General features: G+C 68.2%; 18 protein-coding genes. 5 read left to right on the top strand and 13 right to left on the bottom strand.

The window, feature by feature from the left end; translation table 11 throughout:
• The first annotated feature begins 1 nt into the window (after window position 1).
• From AC3EGR_RS07430 to AC3EGR_RS07440, 3 genes are all read left to right on the top strand, one after another.
• On the top strand, window positions 2–502 hold the full coding sequence (locus tag AC3EGR_RS07430) for a hypothetical protein (RefSeq protein ID WP_488545813.1): 501 nt from the start codon (window positions 2–4) through the stop codon (window positions 500–502).
• A gap of 66 nt (window positions 503–568) precedes the next feature.
• A complete protein-coding gene (locus AC3EGR_RS07435) occupies window positions 569–940 on the top strand; it encodes a hypothetical protein (RefSeq protein WP_488545814.1) in 372 nt (123 codons plus the stop codon).
• Entirely contained in the window at window positions 937–1,212 is a 276-nt protein-coding gene (locus tag AC3EGR_RS07440) for a DUF2164 domain-containing protein (protein ID WP_488545815.1), read from the top strand. Before AC3EGR_RS07435 ends, AC3EGR_RS07440 begins: the two co-directional genes overlap by 4 nt.
• A 34-nt stretch (window positions 1,213–1,246) precedes the next feature.
• Here the strand turns inward: AC3EGR_RS07440 and AC3EGR_RS07445 are convergent, their stop codons facing one another.
• From AC3EGR_RS07445 to AC3EGR_RS07500, 12 genes are all read right to left on the bottom strand, one after another.
• Complete coding sequence (locus tag AC3EGR_RS07445) at window positions 1,247–2,401, bottom strand: CaiB/BaiF CoA transferase family protein (RefSeq protein WP_488545816.1); 1,155 nt, start codon at window positions 2,399–2,401, stop codon at window positions 1,247–1,249.
• A gap of 18 nt (window positions 2,402–2,419) precedes the next feature.
• Window positions 2,420–3,289, bottom strand: coding sequence for an HpcH/HpaI aldolase/citrate lyase family protein (locus AC3EGR_RS07450; RefSeq protein ID WP_488545817.1), 870 nt, complete (start codon window positions 3,287–3,289; stop codon window positions 2,420–2,422).
• A gap of 52 nt (window positions 3,290–3,341) precedes the next feature.
• Window positions 3,342–4,313, bottom strand: a complete 972-nt coding sequence (locus AC3EGR_RS07455; RefSeq protein WP_488545818.1) for a Bug family tripartite tricarboxylate transporter substrate binding protein — start codon at window positions 4,311–4,313, stop codon at window positions 3,342–3,344.
• A gap of 28 nt (window positions 4,314–4,341) precedes the next feature.
• On the bottom strand, window positions 4,342–5,313 hold the full coding sequence (locus AC3EGR_RS07460; RefSeq protein ID WP_488545819.1) for a Bug family tripartite tricarboxylate transporter substrate binding protein: 972 nt from the start codon (window positions 5,311–5,313) through the stop codon (window positions 4,342–4,344).
• A 103-nt stretch (window positions 5,314–5,416) separates the two neighbouring features.
• On the bottom strand, window positions 5,417–6,505 hold the full coding sequence (locus AC3EGR_RS07465) for an AI-2E family transporter (protein WP_488545820.1): 1,089 nt from the start codon (window positions 6,503–6,505) through the stop codon (window positions 5,417–5,419).
• A 62-nt stretch (window positions 6,506–6,567) separates the two neighbouring features.
• Window positions 6,568–7,749, bottom strand: a complete 1,182-nt coding sequence (locus AC3EGR_RS07470) for an ABC transporter substrate-binding protein (RefSeq protein ID WP_488545821.1) — start codon at window positions 7,747–7,749, stop codon at window positions 6,568–6,570.
• Window positions 7,750–7,868: 119 nt separating this feature from the next.
• Window positions 7,869–9,029: an ABC transporter substrate-binding protein gene (locus tag AC3EGR_RS07475; protein WP_488545822.1), complete on the bottom strand. Its 1,161-nt coding sequence runs from the start codon at window positions 9,027–9,029 to the stop codon at window positions 7,869–7,871.
• 64 nt (window positions 9,030–9,093) lie between these two features.
• The gene (locus tag AC3EGR_RS07480) at window positions 9,094–10,950 is read right to left on the bottom strand and encodes an AMP-dependent synthetase/ligase (RefSeq protein ID WP_488545823.1); all 1,857 of its coding nucleotides are present in this window, start codon (window positions 10,948–10,950) and stop codon (window positions 9,094–9,096) included.
• Between the two features lie 109 nt (window positions 10,951–11,059).
• Complete coding sequence (locus AC3EGR_RS07485) at window positions 11,060–11,857, bottom strand: ABC transporter ATP-binding protein (protein ID WP_488545824.1); 798 nt, start codon at window positions 11,855–11,857, stop codon at window positions 11,060–11,062.
• Window positions 11,854–12,666: an ABC transporter ATP-binding protein gene (locus AC3EGR_RS07490; RefSeq protein ID WP_488545825.1), complete on the bottom strand. Its 813-nt coding sequence runs from the start codon at window positions 12,664–12,666 to the stop codon at window positions 11,854–11,856. The genes AC3EGR_RS07485 and AC3EGR_RS07490 overlap by 4 nt, the downstream gene beginning before the upstream one ends.
• The gene (locus AC3EGR_RS07495) at window positions 12,663–13,736 is read right to left on the bottom strand and encodes a branched-chain amino acid ABC transporter permease (protein WP_488545826.1); all 1,074 of its coding nucleotides are present in this window, start codon (window positions 13,734–13,736) and stop codon (window positions 12,663–12,665) included. The genes AC3EGR_RS07490 and AC3EGR_RS07495 overlap by 4 nt, the downstream gene beginning before the upstream one ends.
• A 6-nt stretch (window positions 13,737–13,742) precedes the next feature.
• Entirely contained in the window at window positions 13,743–14,618 is an 876-nt protein-coding gene (locus tag AC3EGR_RS07500; protein ID WP_488545827.1) for a branched-chain amino acid ABC transporter permease, read from the bottom strand.
• 118 nt (window positions 14,619–14,736) lie between these two features.
• Between AC3EGR_RS07500 and AC3EGR_RS07505 the strand changes: the two genes are divergently transcribed.
• The gene (locus AC3EGR_RS07505; protein ID WP_488545828.1) at window positions 14,737–15,531 is read left to right on the top strand and encodes a crotonase/enoyl-CoA hydratase family protein; all 795 of its coding nucleotides are present in this window, start codon (window positions 14,737–14,739) and stop codon (window positions 15,529–15,531) included.
• A gap of 61 nt (window positions 15,532–15,592) precedes the next feature.
• Here AC3EGR_RS07505 and AC3EGR_RS07510 read toward each other — a convergent pair whose 3' ends face one another.
• Entirely contained in the window at window positions 15,593–16,012 is a 420-nt protein-coding gene (locus AC3EGR_RS07510) for an acyl-CoA thioesterase (RefSeq protein ID WP_488545829.1), read from the bottom strand.
• A gap of 40 nt (window positions 16,013–16,052) precedes the next feature.
• Here AC3EGR_RS07510 and AC3EGR_RS07515 point away from each other — a divergent pair, with 40 nt between their 5' ends.
• Window positions 16,053–17,900 carry an ABCB family ABC transporter ATP-binding protein/permease gene (locus AC3EGR_RS07515; protein ID WP_488545964.1) on the top strand — a complete coding sequence of 616 codons (1,848 nt, stop codon included), beginning with the start codon at window positions 16,053–16,055 and terminating at the stop codon, window positions 17,898–17,900.
• Window position 17,901 lies beyond the last annotated feature (1 nt).

Consider the following 17,901-nt stretch of genomic DNA (forward strand, 5'->3'; position numbering starts at 1 on the left):
CATGTCCGATCGCCAGCAGAGTGGCCTGCGCCGCGGGATTGCGGGAGGTGGCGTCCAGGCTCGCCATCGAGACGGGCGCTCCGTCGACTCCGTCGGATGGAGAGCCGCCGTTGCCGCCTTCGCTCTCTGCGGCAGCGCCGGTGTTCACGCCGAGCCCATGGCTTGGGGGCCGCTCGCGGGCACCTGGACCAAGTTGCCCGTTGCATGTGGCCGCAACCTGGAGTCGAGCTGTGGTGGCGATCATTTCACGATCAAGCCGGGTGTGCTGGACGCGCGCAGGACATGCGCCGGCGTGCAGCTCGTCATCCGGGACCAAAGCGAATCCAAGTGGCAGGTCGATGTCGTCGGGAAGAAGGAGTGCGTCTGGAACGCCCGCCGCGTGCGCTCGTTCGTGTTCACGCTCGGGCCGACGCCGGATTCGCTTCGCCTCATCGCGTATTCCGGCCCGTCGGCCGAGCAGGGCGAGCAACTGTTCCAGGGGCATGGCTTTGAACGCAACTGAGCGAGCGCGCGTGCCGATCGCCGGGTGCTTCCTGTCGGTGACCCGTACCGGGCCGGGGCGACGCTGATGGCACAGATCCTCGCCCTGCTGCTCCTGGTCCTCGCCGCCTCTGCCGCGGTGGTCGGCGCGCCCGTCTATCTCCACGCCCGGAAGAACCTGCGGCAATCCCGGCTGTCCGCCGCGCTCGGGTCCGCCGTCCTCACCTTCGTGGGCTTCTGCGCCGGACTCTGGATCACCAATGAATGCATGTTGTGGAGCTATGGCAGGGAGCGCCTGGCGCAATTGCTGACGCCGGCGGAATTGGCCACCGTCCGTGGCTCCGGCCTGTTCTGCTCCACCAGCTTCACTTTCTCGCGGCGGGGCAAGCCGGCGTCCGCCATGGTGGTGGACGGCTGGCGCGGCGCCCGGGTCTACATCGGGGACGACATCGCACCATGACGATCGAACTGGGCAGGGAAGCACGCGCGCAAGCCATCTCCTCCATCGAGCGCTACTTCCGCGAGAACATGGAGGAGCCGATCGGCAATGTCGCCGCCGGCGGACTGCTCGGCTTCTTCCTGGCGGAGGTGGGGCCGGCCATCTACAACAAGGCCGTGCTCGACGTGCAGGAGCGCCTGCAGGCCCGCCTGAGCGAGCTGGACCTCGAAGTGCACGAGGAGGAGTTCCAGTACTGGCGCAAGTACGAGCGTCCCGGCAAACCGAAGAAGTGACGCGGGAGACTGCGCGGGGCCGCAACCCAACCCGTCAACGCCTGGCGCGTTCCTCGTCGGCTTCGCGCCGCACTTCTTCCCCGTGCTGGTCCAGTGCCGGCGCCGCGAACGGCTGCGGCGGCGGCGTGCGCCCGAACTTCCAGGCCGCGGCGAAGCCCCGGTAGCTTCCCACGGTGGGATGCTCGAAGTCCGTGAGCATCTCTTCGGACTGAACCTGCGGGAAGTCGAACATGTCCTCCACCTCGCGCGCAGCGGCGCAAGGCACTTCCTCGCCGAACAGGGCTTCCCACTCCAGCGCGCTGCGGGCGGCCAGCGCCGCGTGCAGCCGGGGCACGATCTCCTGCGCGTGCTGGGCGCGCTTGCGCACGCTGTCGTAGCGCTCCACCAGCAGGTCCTGCAGGCCGGTCTTCGCGCACAGGGCCTGCCAGAAGTGCGGCGTGTTGGCCGAGATGTACAGCCAGCCTTCCCGCGTGGGGTGGATGCCCGTGATGCCGCCGGAGCGCATGTCGCGGCCGCCGACGTCGCGCGGCTCGCTGCCGGCCCAGACCAGGCGTGCGGACTGCATCGCGAGCGCGGAGCGCAACAGCGACACGCCGACGTACTGCCCGTCGCCGCTCTTCTCGCGTTCGTACAAGGCCGCGGACACCCCGCCCGCGACCAGGGAGGCGGCGTAGTAGTCGACGACCGATCCATACAAGATGCCGGGCGGCCCCCCGGCCGGTCCTTGCAGGGCCGCCATGCCGGTCATCGTCTGCAGCACCTGGTCGTAGCCGGCCTTCTCGCGCAGCGGCCCGGTCTCGCCGTAGCCGGTGACCGCGCAGTACACCAGGCGCGGATTCACCGCGCGCAGTTGCTCGTAGCCAATGCCCAGGCGGCCCGGCACTTCCGGCCGGAAGTTGTGCACCAGCACGTCGGCGCCCCGCACCAGGGCGAGCAGGCGCTGCAGGTCGTCCGGCTGCTTCAGGTCCAGCACGACGCCGCGCTTGCTGCGGTTGACGCCCAGGAAGGCGCGGCTTTCCGCGGCCAGCGTCGAGGGGTACTTGCGCAGGTTGTCGCCGGCGGGCGGTTCGATCTTGATCACCTCGGCGCCCAGGTCTGCCAGCAGCGCGCAGCCGTACGGCCCCGCGATGTAGGCACTGAGGTCGAGGACGCGGATGCCGGCGAGCGGTCCGGTGGCGGGTGCGGTCATGCGCGGCTCCGTTGGGGTTCAGGCGTCCGGCAGCAGGCCGAGGCGGCGGGCGGCGGCGACGATGGCACGGGCGCGCTGCAGGAAGGGCCGGTCGATCATGCGGCCGTCGACCAGGAAGGCCCCCACGCCCGCGGCATCCGCTTCCTCGGCAGCCTGCGTCACCCGGTGCGCGTGCGCGATCTCCTCGTCGCTGGGGCGGAAGGCCTCGTTGGCCAGCACCACCTGGCTCGGATGGATGCAGGTCTTGCCGGCGTAGCCCAGGCGCCGCGCGAAACGGGCCTCGGCCAGGTAGCCGTCGGTGTCGCGCACGTCGGCGAACGCGCCGTCGTACGCATCGACACCCGCTTCACCGGCCGCAAGCCGCACCGCGAACAGCACCTGCTGCACGGCCGACGTCTCCCGGCGGTGGATGCCCAGCGGCTCGAACAGGTCGCCCAGGCCGACCTGCAGTCCCATGACGCGCGGGTCGGCGGACGCGATGGCCGCCGCGTCGCGCAGGGCGCGCGGCGTCTCGATGTTCAGCAGCAGGCGGACGGGTTGCGCCACCCCGTTGGCGCGCTCGGCGCGGCGGATCGCCTCGCTCGCCGCCCGCACGTCCCCGGCGGACTGCGGCTTCGGCAGGTTCAGGATGTGCACGCCCGGCTGCACCACGGCGGCGAGGTCGGCCTCGAAGTGCGGCGTGTCCATGGCGTTGACGCGCAGCACCATCAGCTTGCCGTGCATGGCAGGGCCGCCGCGCAGCCAGTCGCGCACCGTGGTGCGCGCTTCTTCCTTGCGCTCCTCGGCGACCGCATCTTCCAGGTCGATGGAGATCGCATCGGCCTCGCCGGCCAGGGCCTTCGCGAACAGTTCCGGCCGCGATCCGGGGACGAACAGCTTGCTTCTCATGTCCCGCAGGATAACGGGCCGCGTCCTGCAGTGCCCACGGCCCGCGCCACGCTCATTCCGGCTTGATGTCGGCGGCCTTGGCCACCTGCTTCCAGCGCTCGATCTCGGCCGCGATGAAGGCCTCGAACTCGGCGGGCTTCATCGACGCGGGTTCGGCGCCTTCCTTCAGGAAGAACTCCTTCATGTCCGCGGACAGGATGATCTTGTTGATCTCGCTGTTGAGGCGGTCGACGATGGGTTGCGGCGTGCCGGCGGGCGCGAGCACGCCCCACCACAGTTCGCTGGCGCTGCCCTTGTAGCCGGACTGCTCCAGCGAGGGCAGCTCCGGCGCCACCGGCGAGCGCGTCGCGGAGGTCACCGCCAGCGCGCGCACGCGGCCGCCCTTCACCTGACCGAGGATGGAGGGCGCACTGGCCACCAGCACCTGGATCTGGCCGCCCAGCAGGTCGTTGGTGGCGGGGCCCATGCCCTTGTAGGGAACGTGCGTCATCCGGATGTTGGCGGCATCCGTGAACAGCTCGGTGGCGAAGTGGTTGATGCTGCCGGCGCCCGAGGTGCCGTAGTTCAGCTTGCCCGGGTTGGCCTTGGCGGCCGCGACGAGTTCACCGATGGTCTTGTACGGCGACTCGTTGGCCACCGTGATCAGCATCGGTCCCTTGCCCAGCATCGCCACCGGCTTGAAGCTCTTGACGGCGTCGTACTGCAGGTTGGTGCGGATCGCCGCGCCGGTCGTGAACGTGGACGACAGCACCACCAGGTTGTAGCCGTCGGGCGGCGCCTTGGCGACGAAGGCATTGGCGAGCACGCCGCCGCCGGCCGGCTTGTTGTCCACCACCACCGGCTGGCCCAGGGATTCGGACAGCTTCTTGCCGATCGCGCGGGCGAAGGTGTCGTTGGAGCCGCCGGGCGCGCTGCCCACCACCAGGGTGATGGGCTTGGCCGGCCAGGCCGGTGCCTGGGCGGAAGCTGCGAGGGGGAGGGCGCAGGCGAGGCCCAGCGCGGCGTGCATTGCGAAGGTCTTCATGTTGTCTCCTGGTACGGCGTGGCGGGCCTCACTCGATGCGGATGTTGGCCTCGCGGATCAGCGTACCCCATTTCGCGTGCTCGGCCCGGATGTGCGCGGCGAACTGTTGCGGCGTGCCCGGCGTGGGCTCGCTGCCTTCCTGCACCAGCTTGTCCTTCACGTCGGGGCGCGCCAGGATCTTCACGGTCTCCGCATTGATGCGCGCAACCACGTCGGCCGGCATGCCCGCGGGGCCGACCAGGCCCAGCCACGTGGTCGCGTCGAAGCCGGCGTAGCCTTGCTCGGCCACGGTGGGCACGTTGGGCAGCGCGGAGATGCGGCGGCCCGAGCTCACGGCCAGCGCGCGGATCTTGCCCGCGGCCAGCTGGCCCATGACCGACACGGAGTTGCCGAAGTAGGTCTCGACCTGCCCGCCCAGCAGGTCGGTCATGGCGGGGCCCGCGCCCTTGTACGGAACCTGCAGCACTTCGATGCCGGCGCGGCGCTCCAGCAGTTCGCCCGCGAGGTGGCCGATGGTGCCGTTGCCGGCCTGCGCGATGCCGACCTTGCCCGGGCGCGCCTTGGCGGCCTGCACGAAGTCGCCCAGCGTCTTCAGCGGCGAGTCCGCGCGCACGACCAGCACGACCGGCTGCTCCGCCACCGAGACGATGGGCGTGAGGTCCTTCAGCGGGTCGAAGGGCATCTTCGCGTACAGGGACGGATTGACCGCGAGGTTGGACGCCTGGCCCATGCCGATCGTGTAGCCGTCCGCGGGCGCCTTGGCCACGAAGTCCAGGCCGATGTTGCCGCCGGCACCCGGCTTGTTGTCGACGACCATTGTCCAGCCCAGCAGGGTGCTGAACTTCTCCGCGATCATGCGCGAGGTGGTGTCGGTGCCGCCGCCGGGCGGGAAGGGCACCACGAAGCGCACCGGCTTGGCGGGATAGGCGCTTGCCCCCTGCGCGAAGGCAGTGGAGGCGGTGGCCGCGAGCGCGGCCGCGATGAAGTCTCGTCTTTGCATGGGTGTCTCCTGGCTCTCGTGAAGGTCGGAGCCGATGGTAGCCATGTGGCGGACGGCGCGTGCGGCGGCGCCTGCGCCTGGCGGCCGCAGGAGCGGCAGGAGGCTAGCTTCCGCCGGGCGTGATCGGCTGCTGGCGCACCGAGGCGAGCATCTCCCAGCTGACCAGGAACACCGCGGCGATCACCGGGCCGATGACGAAGCCGTTGAGGCCGAACACCACGATGCCGCCCAGCGTGGCGACCAGCACCAGGTAGTCCGGCATGCGCGTGTCCTTGCCCACCAGCACCGGACGCAGGAAGTTGTCGACCAGCCCGATTACCAGCGTGCCCCACAGCACCAGCCCGAAGCCCTTGATGACCGCGCCCGTGAAGAAGAAGTAGGCAGCCACGGGCCCCCACACCATCGCGGCGCCGACGGCGGGCAGCAGCGAGAGCAGGGCCATCACAGCGCCCCACAGTACCGCGCCCGTCAGGCCCAGCACCCAGAACGCCAGCGCGCCCAGGGCACCCTGGATCAGGGCCACGACGATGTTGCCCTTCACCGTCGCGCGCACCACCGTCGCGAACTGCGTGAGCAGCCGGCGCGTGTGCTGCGGGTGCAATGGAATGGAGCGCGCGATGGACTCCGAGAGCCGCTCCCCGTCGCGGAAGAGGAAGAACAGCACGTACAGCATCACGAAGAAGGCGACGATGAAGTCCAGCGTCACCTGCCCGATGCCCACCACGCGCGAGGTGAGCGCCTGGCCGCTGCTGCCCACGATGGCCATGACCTTCTGCTGCAGCAGCGAGAAGTCCGCGATGCCGAAGCGATTGAGCATGTTGCGCGCCCACTCGGGCAGCGCCTGCACCGCGCGCTGGAAGTAGGTGGACACCTGGATTTCGCCCGAGCGCATCTTCTCCACGACCACCGACGCTTCCTGCGTGATGGACGCGGTGAGCATGGTGAATGGCAGGATCACGATCAGCAGGATGACCGTGAGGGAGGCCAGGGCGGCCATGTTGGGGCGGTGGTGGCTGCCTTGCAGCAAGTGCTGGTGCATCGGCCAGAACACGATGGCGATGAACACCGCCCAGCAGACGGCGCCGAAGAAGGGCCAGAGGATGAGTGCGAACAGCGCCGAGGCCGCCACCACCAGGAACAGCAAGGCCTTCGACTCGACGTCCGGGTTCTTGAGCGGGTTGGGCGTACTCATCCAATCGAGCGTACCAACAAACAAGCCGCCTCGGGGGCGGCCTGTGTCGGGGCCTTGGCGGGTCAGGGCGTAGGTTCGGGCCGCACGTAATCGGAGACTACCTTCCAGCGGCCGTCCTGGATCTGCGACAGCCGCGACAGGTCGCTGCCCAGCCGCTTGCGCGGCCCGAAAGCCGCCTCCGGGCTGCCGAAGATGTCGGGCTTGATCACCAGGGTGTCCATGGCCTGGATGAAGCTGTCGGTGGTCAAGGTGGGCCCGGCCTTCTGCGCAGCGGCGATGAACGCGTCCATGATGTTGTAGGCATAGGCCGAGAACACCGTCGGGTCCTCGTTGAACTTCGTCTTGTACTTGTTCGCCCAGAAGCGCATGGGCTGCGAGGCTTCGTCGAGGTACGGGTGGGCGGTGGTGTGGGTGGCGTAGAAGCCGTCCATGGCCTTGCCGCCCAGCTTGTGGATCAGGTCGGTGTACGCGGCGGCCGAGCCCAGGAACACGGGGTTGTAGCCGGTCTTGCGGGCCTCGCCGATCGTGCCTATGGTCTCGCGGATGATCGTGCCCAGCACCACCAGCTCGCAGCCGGAGGACTTCATCTTCGCGACCTGCGAGGAGAAGTCGGTGGCGCCGCGCTTGTACGTGGTCTTCTCGGCGAGCTCCATCTTCATGGACTTCAGCCCCGCCTCGGCGCCGCGCAGCACCTCCAGCCCGAACTCGTCGTCCTGGTACAGCGCGCAGACCTTCTTCACGCCCTTGTCCCTGACCAGCGTCGGCAGCGCGGCGCGGATCTGGTCGTAGTAGGAGGAGAGGAAGGCGAACTTGAGCCGGTGGAAGGGCTCGTACATCTCGCGCGCGGCCGTGAGCGGCATGTAGTTGATGACGTTCTTGTCGAACTGGACCGGCATGGCCGCCATGTTCTGCGCCGTGCCGATGTGCGCCACCATGGCGAAGACGTGGTCCTGGTTCACCAGCTTCTGCGCGGCGAGCACCGCGCGCTTGGGGTCGTAGCCGGAATCCTCCACCAGCAGCCGGATCTTGCGGCCGTGGATGCCGCCCTGCTCGTTGATCTCGTCGGCGCGCAGCTGCAGTCCCATGCGCGCCTGCTTGCCGAAGGCGGCGATCGGCCCCGACAGGTCCTGGATGCTGCCCAGGACGATCTCGTTCTTCGTCACGCCCTGCGTGCCGGTCTGGGCAGCCACCGCGGTGGCGGCGAGCACCAGCAGGACGAGGACCAGGATGGCTTTGCGCTGCATGGCCGGCTCCTTCGCGAGAACCTTCGTATTCGGATTCTTCTCCGGCGGGGCCCGGGGCGGGCTGGGGATTTCCATGAAAAAGGCCGCCCGGAGGCGGCCTGCTCTTCCTTGGGGGCGGCTTACTTCGCGTAGTCGCCCACCACCACCCACTTGCCGTCCTTGATCTGCGACAGGCGCGAGATCTCGTTGCCCAGGCGCTTGGTGGACGTATAGGTGGACTTGGGGCCGCCGAACATGTCGGGCTCGAAGCTGATGCTGTCCATCGCCTTCACGAAGCTGTCGGTCGTGAGGTTGGGGCCGGCCTTCTGGGCGGCCTGGATGAACTGGTCGATGATGGTGTAGCCGTAGACCGAGAAGACCGTCGGGTCCTCGTTGAACTTGGTCTTGTACTTGTTGGCCCAGAAGCGGATCGGCTGCGAGGCTTCGTCCAGGTAGGGATGCTGCACGGTCATCGTGGCGTAGAGGCCGTCCATGGCCTTGCCACCGAGCTTGTGGATCAGGTCGGTGTAGGCGGCGCTGGAGCCCAGGAAGATCGGGTTGAAGCCGGTCTTGCGCGACTCGCCGATCGTGCCGATGGTCTCGCGGATGATGGTGCCCAGCACCACCAGCTCGCAGCCGGAGGACTTCATCTTTGCCACCTGCGAGGAGAAGTCGGTCGCGCCGCGCTTGTACGTGGTCTTCTCCGTCACCTCCATGCCGATGGACTTCAGGCCCGCCTCGGCGCCGCGCTGGACCTCCAGGCCGAAGTCGTCGTCCTGGTAGATGGTGCAGACCTTCTTGACGTTGCGCTCCTTGACCATCTTCGGCAGCGCCTGGCGGATCTGGTCGTAGTAGGTGGCGGCGAAGGAGTACTTCAGCTTGTGCAGCGGCTCGTACATCTCGCGCGCCGCCGTGATCGGCATGAAGTTGACGACGTTCTTCTCGAACTGCACCGGCATGGCGGCCATGTTCTGCGCCGTGCCCAGGTGGCCGGCGACGATGAACACCTTGTCCTGGTTGACCAGCTTCTGCGCGGCCAGCACCGCCTTCTTCGGGTCGTAGCCGTCGTCCTCGACGACGAGCTTGAGCTTGCGGCCGTGGACGCTGCCCTGCTGCTCGTTCAGTTCGTCGATGCGCAGCTGCATGCCGTTGCGCGCCTGCTTGCCGTAGCCGGCCAGCGGACCCGACAGGTCCTGGATCGTGCCGATCAGGATCTGGTCCTTGCTCACGCCCTGCTGCTGCGCGAAGGCGGGCAGCGTGGCGAGGACGGCGGCCAGGGCCAGGGTGGGTTTCAATCGCATCGGGGGTCTCCTTGGTGAGTAATCGGTTTCCGTGTCATCGCGGCTCGGCCCGCGATGGCATTCCTCATGCATACATCGCCTCGATCTGGGGCGCGTACTTGGTCTGCACCAGCTTGCGTTTGAGCTTCATGGTGGGCGTCAGCTCCTCGTCCTCGGCGGACAGCTGCGTCTCCAGCAGGAAGAACTTCTTGACCTGCTCGACCCGCGCGAACTTGCGGTTCACGCGGTCGATCTCGGCCTGGATCAGTGCCTGCACCTGGGGCGCCCGCGTGAGGCTGGCGTAGTTGGAGAAGGGCACGTCGTGGTCCTGGGCATACTTCTCCACGTTCTCCTGGTCGATCATCACGATCGCGCTCAGGTAAGGGCGGCGGTCGCCGATCACCACGGCATCGGTGATGTAGGGCGAGAATTTCAGCTCGTTCTCGAATTCGCTGGGCGTGACGTTCTTGCCGCCCGCCGTGATGATGATGTCCTTCATGCGGTCGGTGATGCGGAAGAAGCCGTCCGTGTCCACGCCGCCCACGTCGCCCGTGCGCAGCCAGCCGTCGGGCGTGAAGGTCTCGGCGGTCTTCTCGGGCTGGTTGAGGTAGCCCATGAAGACGTTGGGGCCCTTCACCTGGATCTCGCCGGTGGCCGCGTCGATGCGCACTTCGTTGTAGCTGGCCGCCGGCCCGATGGAACCGGGCTTGATGCGCGCCGCGGGGATGCCGGTGGCCGCGCCGCAGGTCTCGGTCATGCCCCAGACCTCCAGCATGGGCACGCCCAGGGCCAGGTACCACTTGACCAGCTCCGGCGAGATCGGCGCCGCGCCGGTAACGAGGAAGCGCGCCCGGTCGATCCCCATGGTCCTGCGCACGTTGGAAAGCACCAGCGCGTCGGCCGCCAGGTACTGCAGCTTCAGTGCCGCGGGCACGGGCTGCCCCGCCAGTACGCGCTCGGCGATGCGCGTGCCCACGCCGATCGCCCAGGCGTAGGCGGCCTGCTGCAGGCCACTTGCTTCCTTCAGGCCGATCATCACGCCGGAATAGAACTTCTCCCACACCCGCGGGACCGCCGTGAAAACGGTGGGCGCGATCTCGCGCACGTTCTCGGGAACGGTCTCGGGGTTCTCGACGAAATTGAGCTTGGCGCCGGTGTAGAGCGAGAAGTACTCGCCGCCCAGACGCTCCGCGATGTGGCACAGGGGCAGGAAGCACATGCACTCGTCCGCTTCATGGCGTGCGATCAGCGTGTTGTAGCCCCGCACGGTATAGACCAGGCCCGCGTGCGAGTGCATGGCGCCCTTGGGCTTGCCGGTGGTGCCCGAGGTGTAGACCAGGATCGCGAGGTCTTCGGGCTTGACCTGCGCCACGCGCTGCTGCACCGCGTCGGGGTGCTGCGCGTTGTGTTCGCGGCCCAGGCGGCGCAGTTCGTCCAGGCTGGTCACCATGGGGTCGCGCAGGTCGCGCAGGCCTTCCATGTCGAAGACGACGATTTTGCGCAGGCGCGGGAGCCGGTCGCGGACTTCCAGCGCCTTGTCCAGCTGCTCGTCGTCCTCGACGAACAGGATGGTGGTGCCGGAGTCCTCGCACAGGTAGTGCACCTGCGATGCGGCATCGGTGGGATAGATGCCGTTGGCCACGCCGGCGCAGGACAGCACGGCGAGGTCGGCCAGCACCCATTCGATGACGGTGTTGGAGAGGATGGAGGCGGTTTCACCCGGCGCGAAGCCCAGCGCGAGCAGGCCGCCGGCGACTTCGCGCACGGCATCGCCGGTCTGGTCCCAGCTCCAGCTGCGCCAGATGCCCAGTTCCTTTTGCCGCATCCAGACCTTGGGCCCGCGCTGCGCGACGGCGTTCCAGAACATCGCGGGAACGGTGTCGCCATCGAGCACGGAACGTGTCTCGGGCCGGATGTCGGAGAGGTTCCAGAGATGTCTCATCGCGGTTCCTCCTTGCCCCTCCGGGAGAAGGCCGGGATGGGGGCGCCAGGGACCGCGCGAGCGGCCCCACCCCCGCCATCCCCCGGAGGTGGGAGGAAAAGGAGAAGAGTCAGCGCCACGTTTTCTTCTTCTTCCATCGCCGTTCCCCGCGCACTCCCGCTTCCTTCATCCCCAGGTAGAACTCCTTGATGTCTTCCTTTTCGCGCAGGCGGGCGCAGGTGTCTTCCATCACGATGCGGCCGTTCTCCAGCACGTAGCCGTAGTCGGCGGCGTTCAGCGCCATGTTGGCGTTCTGCTCCACCAGCAGGATCGTCGTGCCGCGCTCGCGGTTGATGCGCACCACGATCTCGAAGATCTCCTTGGTCAGCTTGGGCGACAGGCCCAGGCTGGGTTCGTCCAGCAGGATCAGGTCCGGCGAGGCCATCAGCGCACGGGAGATCGCCAGCATCTGCTGCTGGCCGCCCGAGAGCAGGCCGGCGTCCTGCGCGGCGCGCTCCTGCAGGATGGGGAAGTAGCGGTACACCGCCTCCATGTCGCGGGCGATACCGTCGCGGTCCTTGCGGGTGTAGGCGCCCATCAGCAGGTTGTCGTGCACGGACAGGAGCGGAAAGACCTCGCGCCCCTCCGGCACGTGCGACAGGCCCTGCTGCACGATGTACGCGGGGTCGCGGGCGGTGATGTCCTCGCCCTTGAACTCGACGCTGCCCTTGCGCGGGTCGAGGATGCCGGAGATGGTCTTGAGGATCGTCGACTTGCCCGCGCCGTTGGACCCCAGCACGGTGGCGATCTCGCCGCGGCGCACCTGCAGGCTCACCCCGCGGATCGCCTTGATCGGGCCATAGGCGCTCTCCACGTTCAGGAGCTTGAGCACCGGAAGGTCGCTGACCGCGGGCGGATTGGAACTCATTGCGCACCCGCTCCATGCAGCCGGCGCAACGAGGAAACGTCTTCCGCCGAGCCGAGGTACGCCTCCACCACGCCGGGGTGCTCCTGCACCTCGCGCGGGGTGCCCAGCGCCAGCACCTCGCCCTGGTTCATGGCCAGCACGCGGTCGCTCACCTTGGACACCAGGCTCATGTCGTGCTCCACCATCAGCACGGTGATGCCCAGTTCCTGCTGGATGTCCTGGATCCAGAAGGCCATGTCCTCCGTCTCCTCCACGTTCAGCCCGGAAGAGGGCTCGTCGAGCAGCAGCAGCTTGGGTTGCGTGCACAGGGCGCGGGCCAGTTCCACGACCTTGCGCACGCCGTAGGGCAGGCCGGCCACCAGCGAGTCGCGGTGATGCTGCAGGTCCAGCAGCTCGATCACCCGTTCGACCTTCTCGCGTGCGTCGATCTCCCCCGCGCGCGCCTTCGGCGTGAAGAACATGTCGGCGAACACGCCGGTGCGGCGGTGCGTGTGGCGGCCGATCAGCAGGTTGTGCAGCACCGAGGCGTGCTCGAACAGCTCGATGTTCTGGAAGGTGCGCGCGATGCCCAGCGAGGCGATGCGGTGCGGCGGCTGCGAGGTCAGCGGCTTGCCTTCGAATTCGATGCTGCCCGTGGTCGGCGTGTAGATGCGGCTGATCAGGTTGAAGACCGTCGTCTTGCCGGCGCCGTTGGGCCCGATCAGGGTGAACACCTCGCCGCGCCGCACGTCGAAGCTCACGTCATTGACCGCCAGCACGCCGCCGAAGCGAACGCTGAGATTGTTGGCGCAGAGGAGCACGTCGTTCATCGCAGGCGGTCCGATTTCTGGAAGGCCTTCTGGCGCTTGAACAGGCCCTTGCGGTAGAACGGGAACAGCTGCAGGTAGGTGCGCACCTTCAGCCAGCGGCCGTAGATGCCCAGCGGCTCGAACAGCACGAAGGCGACCAGCACCGCGCCGTACACGACCGCCTTGAGGCCGGGCGCCTGGCCGATGCTGTCCGGCAGGTAGTCCTTCACCGCGCTGATCCCCTGCGGCAGGCCGATCAGGAAGATCGCTCCCAGGAAGGCGCCGTGGATCGAGCCCAGCCCGCCGATCACGACCATCAGCAGCAGGTCGATGGACTGGATGATGTTGAACTGGTCCGGCGACAGGAAGCGGATCTGGTGCGCGTACAGCGCGCCGCCCACGCCCGCCAGCGCAGCGGAGAGCGCGAAACTGAGCGTCTTGTAGCGCGCCAGGTGGATGCCCATGCTCTGCGCCGAAATCTCGGAATCGCGGATGGCGACGAAGGCGCGGCCCGTCGGCGAGCGCAGCAGGTTCAGGCAGGCCAGGGTGGCGATCACCGCGAGCGCGAGGCACAGGTAGTAGTAGGAGGTGCCGGTGTCCGCAGTCCAGCCGAACATCCTGGCCGAGCCCACCGTCTTGCCCGCATTGCCGCCGGTGACGCTCTCCCAGCGCGCGAACACCTCCTCGACGATGAAGCCGAAGGACAGGGTCGCGATGCCGAGGTAGATGCCCTTGACGCGCAGCGCCGGCAGGCCCACCACGATGCCGACGGCGGCGGAGAGCACGGCCCCGACCGCCAGCGCGAAGGGAAAGGGCCAGCCCATGCCGGTGAGCACCGCCTGCGCATAGGCGCCCACCCCGAAGAAGGCCGCATGGCCGATGGAGAACAGGCCGGTGAAGCCGGCGAGCAGCATCAGGCCCAGGCCCACGATGCCGTAGATCAGGATGAAGGTGAGCTGCGAGAGAAGGTATTCCGGCAGCAGCGGCGCGAGCAGCAGCAGCGCCAGCAGCAGCCCGTACCAGAACACGTGCCCGGCGTGCTTGGCCAGCCGGATGTCCTGCGCGTAGTCGGTCTTGAAGAGGAAGCGCATCGCTGGTCAGACTTTCTTGCGCAACTTCTCGCCGAACAGGCCGTTGGGCAGCACGACCAGCATCACCAGCACCACGATGTAGGCGGCGATGTCCTTGAAGCCTTCCGGCAGGTAGAAGCCCGAGAGCGACTCCACCACGCCGATGATCAGCCCGCCGACGATGGCGCCCGGCAGGCTGCCGAAGCCGCCGACGACCGCGGCGGGGAAGGCCTTCAGGCCGATGAAGCCCATGTTGGCGTGCACGAAGGTGATGGGCGCCAGCAGCAGGCCGGCCACGGCGGCAACCGCGGCGGCCAGGCCCCACACCATGCTGTTCAGGCGCTTGACGGGGATCCCCATGTAGTAGGCCGCCAGCTGGTTCTGCGAGGCCGCCTGCATGGCGATGCCCACCTTGCTGTAGCGGAAGACGGCAAAGAGCAGGGCGCAGAGCAGCGCGGTGGCCGCGATCACCACCATCTGCTCCACGTTCAGCACCAGGCCTGCCGCGTTCCAGACCTGGTCCTTGTAGGGCACGGCCAGCGTGTGCGTTTCGGTGCCGATGCCGGGGATCATCGTGATCAGGCCGCGGGCGACGTAGCCGATGCCGATGGTGAGCATCACGATGGAGAAGGCCGGCTGGCCCAGGATGGGACGGATGACGGCCGTTTCCAGCACCACGCCGAAGAGGGCCATGCCCGCGATCGCGCAAGGCACCGCGAGCCAGAAGGGAAAGCCCATGAGGGTCATGGCGGCCAGGCCGAAGAAGGCGCCCAGCATCATGAGCTCGCCCTGGGCGAAGCTGACGGTTTCGGTCGCCTTGTAGATCAGGACGAAGCCCAACGCGATCAGCCCGTAGATGCAGCCCTGGGCGATGCCGCTGATCACCAGTTGCAGGAATTGCACGCGCTTCCTCTTCTTCTCGTGGCGCAAGGCGTTATACCGGTCAGCGGCGGCGCGCGGCACAGGGTTCGCCCGGGGATGTCGCCTGGCGGACTCGCGAGGGCTGCGGTGTAATGCGCCCATGAACAGCAGCGTCCACGTGGAAAAGCAGGGCGCCGTGACCGTCGTCACGCTGGACCGCCCGCAAGTGCGCAATGCCGTCGATGCCGACACCGCGCGGCGGCTTCACGCAGCCTTCCTGGCCTTCGACGAGGACCCCGATGCGCGGGTTGCCGTGTTCCACGGGGCCAACGGACATTTCTGCGCCGGCTGGGACCTGCAGGCCGGCGCGCGCCTGGCGGCAAGCGGCGCCGCCGTGCTGGCGGACCTGGAGTTCGATCCCGCGCAGGTGCGCGCGCCCGGGCCGATGGGGCCGTCGCGCCTGCTGCTCTCCAAGCCGGTGATCGCCGCGGTCAGCGGCGCCGCGGTCGCCGGCGGCATGGAGCTGGCGCTGTGGTGCGACCTGCGGGTGCTGGAGGACGACGCCTACTTCGGCATCTACTGCCGCCGCTTCGGCGTGCCGCTGATCGACGGCGGCACGGTCCGCCTGCCGCGCCTCTTGGGCATGGGCCATGCCATGGACCTGATCCTCACCGGCCGCAAGGTCGAGGCGGCCGAGGCCTTGCAGATGGGCCTGGCCAACCGCGTGGTGCCGCGTGGGCAGGCACGGTCAGCGGCGATCGCGCTGGCGCAGCAGCTGTGCGCGTTCCCGCAGGAGACCATGCGGGCGGACCGGATGAACGCCTACGAGCAATGGGGCAAGACGCTGCCCGAGGCGCTGCACGCCGAGTGGGAGCGCAGCAAGGCGCGGATCCCCGACGCGCTGGAAGGGGCGGCCCGGTTCGCGGGGGGCGAGGGGCGGCACGGGAAGTTCTGAGCCACACGTTATCCCGGGCGTGACCCGGGATCGGGGGCCGGCCGACCGGCGCCGCAGCGGTTCAGCGCGCGATCTCCTTCGGCTTGCCCTGGTCGTCGATCGCCACGTACGTCAGCAAGGCCTCGGTCACCTTGACGAACTGGCCCTGGTTGCGGAAGCTTTCCGCGTACACCTCCACGTCCACCGTGACCGACGTGCGCCCGATGCGGGTGACCGACGAGTAGAAGCTCAGGATGTCGCCGACCCGCACGGGCTGCTTGAAGACGAATTCCTTGACGGCGACGGTCGCCATGCGGCCCCTGATGACGCGCGCCGGCATCACGGAGCCGGCCAGGTCGACCTGCGCCATCACCCAGCCGCCGAAGATGTCGCCGTTGCCGTTGGTGTCCGCCGGCATCGGGATCACCTTCAGCACCAGCTCCTTGTCGGAGGGCGGCGCGGCCCGGGTGGGGGTGTACTGCGCACTGGAATCGGCGGACATGGGCACAATCTGTTGGAGATACGAAAACGGATTGTCCCCCATGCGCCGCGGCGGCGAACTCAGTTCCTCCTCCCTCCCCCTTCAGCCCCAAGGCCAGGCGCAGCCGCGCTCGGACTGGAGCACGCTGAAGCGCCTGTTCCCCTACCTCTGGCAGTACAAGTGGCGGGCGCTGGCCGCGCTGGCCTTCATGATCGGCGCCAAGCTGGCCAACGTGGGCGTGCCCTGGCTGCTCAAGCACCTGATCGACGCCATGGACGTCAAGGCGGGCGACCCCGCCGCCTTGCTGGTCGTGCCGGTCGGGCTGCTGGTCGCCTACGGGCTGCTGCGCCTGTCGACCTCGCTTTTCACCGAGCTGCGCGACCTGGTGTTCTCCAAGGCCACGCAGGGCGCGGCGCGCAGCATCGCGCTGGAGACCTTCCGGCACCTGCACGCGCTGTCGCTGCGCTTCCACCTGGAACGGCAGACCGGCGGCATGACACGCGACATCGAGCGCGGCGTGCGCGGCATCGAGTCGCTGATCTCGTACTCGCTCTACAGCATCGTGCCCACCCTGATCGAGGTGACCATGGTGCTGACGATCCTGGCGGTGAAGTTCGACGCCTGGTTCGCGTGGATCACCATCGCGGCGCTGGTGGTGTACATCTTCTTCACGGTGACCATCACCGAGTGGCGCACCAAGTACCGGCGCGAGGCCAACGAGTTCGATTCGGCGGCCCACACCAAGGCGGTGGACTCGCTCCTGAACTACGAGACCGTCAAGTACTTCAACAACGAGGAATTCGAGGCGGGGCGCTACGACGAGAGCCTCCGGCGCCTGCGCCGCGCCCGCCTGAAGGCCCAGACCACGCTGTCCATGCTGAACACCGGGCAGCAGCTGATCATCGCCATCGGCCTGGTCGCCATGCTGTGGCGTGCCACCACGGGCGTGGTGGACGGGCGCATGACCCTGGGCGACCTGGTCATGATCAATGCCTACATGATCCAGCTGTACATCCCGCTGAACTTCCTGGGCGTGCTGTACCGCGAGATCAAGCAGAGCCTGACCGACCTGGACAAGATGTTCACGCTGATGGAGCGCGAGCGCGAGGTGGCGGACCGGGCGGGGGCGCAAGCGCTGCATGGCGCCGACTGGACCGTCCGTTTCGACCACGTCACCTTCGCCTACGAGCCCGCGCGCACCATCCTGCACGACGTGAGCTTCGAGATTCCGGCGGGCAAGACGGTGGCCGTCGTCGGCCCCTCGGGCTCCGGCAAGTCCACGCTCGCCCGCCTCCTGTACCGCTTCTACGACGTGCAGCATGGCCGCATCACCATCGCCGGCCAGGACGTGCGCGAGGTGACGCAGGCCAGCGTGCGGCAGGCCATCGGCATCGTGCCGCAGGACACCGTGCTGTTCAACGACACGGTGGAATACAACATCGCCTACGGCCGCCCGGGCGCGACACGCGCCGAAGTGGAGGAGGCGGCGCGCGCGGCCCGCATCCACGACTTCATCGCCTCGACGCCCAGGGGTTACGACACGATGGTGGGCGAGCGGGGGCTCAAGCTGTCCGGCGGCGAGAAGCAGCGCGTGGCCATCGCACGCACCCTGCTGAAGAACCCGCCCATCCTGATCTTCGACGAGGCCACCTCCGCCCTCGACAGCGCCAACGAACGCGCCATCCAGGCCGAGCTCAAGAGCGCCGCGCAGAACAAGACCACGCTGGTGATCGCCCACCGGCTGTCCACCGTGGTGGACGCGCACGAGATCCTGGTGATGGAGGCCGGGCGCATCATCGAGCGCGGCACCCACCAGGCGCTGCTGGCGCGCAATGGCCGCTACGCGGAGATGTGGGCCCTGCAGCAAAGCGCGGAGAGCGAGCGCTTCGGCGAAGTGATGGGCATGTGAG

This window comes from Ramlibacter sp. G4-7, from assembly GCF_057784995.1.

What these genes read in the sequence shown, in the direction of transcription:
- AC3EGR_RS07430 (WP_488545813.1), top strand. Translation starts at nt 2, where the DNA reads ATGTCCGATCGCCAGCAGAGTGGCCTGCGCCGCGGGATTGCGGGAGGT.
- AC3EGR_RS07435 (WP_488545814.1), top strand. Translation starts at nt 569, where the DNA reads ATGGCACAGATCCTCGCCCTGCTGCTCCTGGTCCTCGCCGCCTCTGCC.
- AC3EGR_RS07440 (WP_488545815.1), top strand. Translation starts at nt 937, where the DNA reads ATGACGATCGAACTGGGCAGGGAAGCACGCGCGCAAGCCATCTCCTCC.
- AC3EGR_RS07445 (WP_488545816.1), bottom strand. Translation starts at nt 2,401, where the DNA reads ATGACCGCACCCGCCACCGGACCGCTCGCCGGCATCCGCGTCCTCGAC.
- AC3EGR_RS07450 (WP_488545817.1), bottom strand. Translation starts at nt 3,289, where the DNA reads ATGAGAAGCAAGCTGTTCGTCCCCGGATCGCGGCCGGAACTGTTCGCG.
- AC3EGR_RS07455 (WP_488545818.1), bottom strand. Translation starts at nt 4,313, where the DNA reads ATGAAGACCTTCGCAATGCACGCCGCGCTGGGCCTCGCCTGCGCCCTC.
- AC3EGR_RS07460 (WP_488545819.1), bottom strand. Translation starts at nt 5,313, where the DNA reads ATGCAAAGACGAGACTTCATCGCGGCCGCGCTCGCGGCCACCGCCTCC.
- AC3EGR_RS07465 (WP_488545820.1), bottom strand. Translation starts at nt 6,505, where the DNA reads ATGAGTACGCCCAACCCGCTCAAGAACCCGGACGTCGAGTCGAAGGCC.
- AC3EGR_RS07470 (WP_488545821.1), bottom strand. Translation starts at nt 7,749, where the DNA reads ATGCAGCGCAAAGCCATCCTGGTCCTCGTCCTGCTGGTGCTCGCCGCC.
- AC3EGR_RS07475 (WP_488545822.1), bottom strand. Translation starts at nt 9,029, where the DNA reads ATGCGATTGAAACCCACCCTGGCCCTGGCCGCCGTCCTCGCCACGCTG.
- AC3EGR_RS07480 (WP_488545823.1), bottom strand. Translation starts at nt 10,950, where the DNA reads ATGAGACATCTCTGGAACCTCTCCGACATCCGGCCCGAGACACGTTCC.
- AC3EGR_RS07485 (WP_488545824.1), bottom strand. Translation starts at nt 11,857, where the DNA reads ATGAGTTCCAATCCGCCCGCGGTCAGCGACCTTCCGGTGCTCAAGCTC.
- AC3EGR_RS07490 (WP_488545825.1), bottom strand. Translation starts at nt 12,666, where the DNA reads ATGAACGACGTGCTCCTCTGCGCCAACAATCTCAGCGTTCGCTTCGGC.
- AC3EGR_RS07495 (WP_488545826.1), bottom strand. Translation starts at nt 13,736, where the DNA reads ATGCGCTTCCTCTTCAAGACCGACTACGCGCAGGACATCCGGCTGGCC.
- AC3EGR_RS07505 (WP_488545828.1), top strand. Translation starts at nt 14,737, where the DNA reads ATGAACAGCAGCGTCCACGTGGAAAAGCAGGGCGCCGTGACCGTCGTC.
- AC3EGR_RS07510 (WP_488545829.1), bottom strand. Translation starts at nt 16,012, where the DNA reads ATGTCCGCCGATTCCAGTGCGCAGTACACCCCCACCCGGGCCGCGCCG.
- AC3EGR_RS07515 (WP_488545964.1), top strand. Translation starts at nt 16,053, where the DNA reads ATGCGCCGCGGCGGCGAACTCAGTTCCTCCTCCCTCCCCCTTCAGCCC.